2 protein-coding genes are annotated in these 2,548 nt (G+C 61.4%); both read right to left on the bottom strand.

Annotated elements, in window-relative coordinates:
* Positions 1 to 292: hypothetical protein (locus tag PHU49_17160; GenBank protein MDD5245739.1), on the bottom strand; the 292-nt coding region annotated here is incomplete at its 3' end.
* Positions 289 to 2,397, bottom strand: a complete 2,109-nt coding sequence (locus PHU49_17155) for a hypothetical protein (GenBank protein ID MDD5245738.1) — start codon at positions 2,395 to 2,397, stop codon at positions 289 to 291. The genes PHU49_17155 and PHU49_17160, both read right to left, overlap by 4 nt.
* Positions 2,398 to 2,548 lie beyond the last annotated feature (151 nt).

The raw sequence follows: 2,548 nt of genomic DNA, 5'->3' as shown, positions 1-2,548 counted from the left end.
AGGGCTTTCCGGGGGGGAAAGGTTCGGTCGATATCGTCTTGGTAATGAACTGGGGGAATCCGGGCATGCGTCGCGCTGGGCGATGGTTCCACACGGACCCCGGGAAAACGGTGATGTCGCTGAAGGACTCGTTTACGAAGTCCAGCAGTCGGCTGGACTGGATGAGGATCGTCTCCTCGGCTGACCCATCCTCCTCAGCGAAGTTGAATCGGGGTCCGCCCTCCATCAGCTTGTAGGGGATACCGCCCGTCGTCCTCCTGCGCCATGTCAGGGGGTCCTCGTTCACGCTCATGGCAACTCTCCTACGGCCGGTGCATCACTGGTATTGTCAGCTATCTGCTTCTGGAGTGCGTTTCCCTGCTCCATCAGACCCCCGATGCGCTTCAGCTCGCCCAGCTCTCCAGTACCCTGCTTGAGGAAGTAGTCCTGTATCTTCTTCCCGAGGTCGGGGAAGCTGCTACGTGTAGCATCCTTGAATATGTTCCCGAGCTTGTCGGCTACTCCCTTGGGGATATTCAAACCAAACTCGCCTCCGCCTCCCTCGTCCCCGCCGAAGTCTCCCTCACCGATGCGACGCCTGCGAGCCTGGTCCTCCAACCCCTTGCGCTCGGCTGCCAGCGCGGCCTTCTTCTGGAGGAGATCTAGGAAGGTTCCCCCGACCTTCTCTCCGAGCTGCTTCGTTCGCTCGCTCTCCTCGCCGGGCTTGAACTCCGGCATAGCTCCGGCCTTCCCTGGCTTGTTCTTGAAGACGTTCGCGTCGAACGCCTTCCCTGCGATCTTCTGCTCGTTCTCGATCTCCTTAGCGAGTATGTTCTTCACGGCGTTGATCGGGTCGGCTTTCATCCCGATGGCGATCGTAGCTGCCATCGTGGCTGCCGTGATGATTCCAGGCAGCCGGGCCATGACCCCCTGAAGATAGATCGAGAGGTTCATGAATCGGTTCATCAGCCAGGTGGTGAATTCCTCCCAGGCGTCCTTCATCGAGGTGATGCACCACTGCACCATCTCCGGTAGGTAGCTGGTGAACGTATTGCTGAAGACGTCTCCCACCTTCGACAGAGCATACTCCACGGCATCGGTCATTCCGCTCCATACCACGCTTACGTTTGTGGAGAGGACCTGGAACCACTCGGCCGCGTCGGCGACGAACCCGGCTACTGCGTCGATCATATTCGCCACGACATTTCCGATGCTGGAGTCCACTCCGTCGAATACGTCACCCAGACCAGCCCACTTCATGAAGGCATCGAACGTGCTGACTGCGAGGTCCCATGCCCACTTGAGTTGGACAGAGATGCGATCCCAGGCTACGGACAAGGTATCCAGCGCCCGGTTCCAGGCAGCGGTGACCGCCGGCATGCTCGACAACCACTTGTAGACGACTACGATGGCCGCCGTCACCCCGACGATCGCGTAGGCAGCCAGGGCTACTGGACCCGTGATGGCCGTCCAGGCCATCGCAGCCGCGGGGGCTAGGAGGCCCAGTACACCCACGAATGCTACGACGGCCACGGACACCTTGAGGATCGCCTGGGGGATCTCGCCCAACGCCGAGTACCATCCGGTGAAGACGTCGACGATCTTCTTGACGCTCTCGCCGATGACGATCACCACCTTGTTGAACTCGATGCGTACCTTGGTGAGGAAGTTTCCGAGATCGTCGTAGATCTGCCCCATCGCGATCTGCTGTTCCTTGACGGTCTTTTCCAGGCCCTGCTCCATGCCGGGCCCCGTCAGGGCGAACTTCTTAGCTCCTCCGGCCGCGGGCGCGAACGCCTGCATGATGACTTGCTGCGCCTTGAACTTCTCACCGGAGGCCATGAAGCTCTTGACCTGATCCCGCTGCTCGTCGGACAGCATGATCCCGGCCCGGCGGAGGATTCCTACCGCGCGCTCGGGGTCTTGGAGGGCCCTCCCCATCGACATCGCCGCGGAACCGACGGAGCCGAAGGAGACGGCCGTGTCGGCTGCGGCCTGCATCGCCTGGTGGAACATATCCCCCTGTATGTCACCGTAGCGGAGGAGGGTCTTAGCGGCGTTAGCCATCTCCTCCTCCATGATGACGGTCCCGTCCGTGGTCTCCTTGATCCAACCCTTCAGCGTCTCCTCGGAGAATCCGGCGTTCTTTCCGAAGCCCTGCATCGTGATGCTGAGCTTGACCATCGTCTCCTCGTACTGGTCGGCCGCGGAGTCGGCGGCCTCGAACATCCCGTAGAGCTTGCTCAGCCCGAACCCGATACCGATGGCTCCCATGACCCCGTTGATCTTGCTGGCTAGTCCCTGGACCGACGAGAGGATGGCCCCCTCGTGCTTCCGGATGTCCGGGGCTACCTGGGAGGCGTCGGCGTGGATACCGATCATGGCCTTGGCTACTTCGATCGCTCCGCCTACGCTCATCGTCGTCGCCTCCTACCTCGTGGTTGCTTGGCAGCCTGCTCCCGCTCCCGAGCGGCCTCCATCAGCTGCCTCGCCCGGCTCTTGCCGAGGATCTTAGCATGCATCACCCTATCGTCGGCCGATCGGCCCTTGACTGTACCGTCGGACTCGG

The organism is Syntrophorhabdaceae bacterium, from assembly GCA_028713955.1.
Classification (GTDB): Bacteria; Desulfobacterota; Syntrophorhabdia; order Syntrophorhabdales; family Syntrophorhabdaceae; genus UBA5609.
Note: the sequence above shows the minus strand (reverse complement) of the source record. Positions and strands in the feature narration are given on the sequence as shown.

Bases quoted from the DNA above. Each gene is read 5' to 3' on its own strand.
- PHU49_17155 (MDD5245738.1), bottom strand. From the start codon at position 2,397: ATGAGCGTAGGCGGAGCGATCGAAGTAGCCAAGGCCATGATCGGTATC.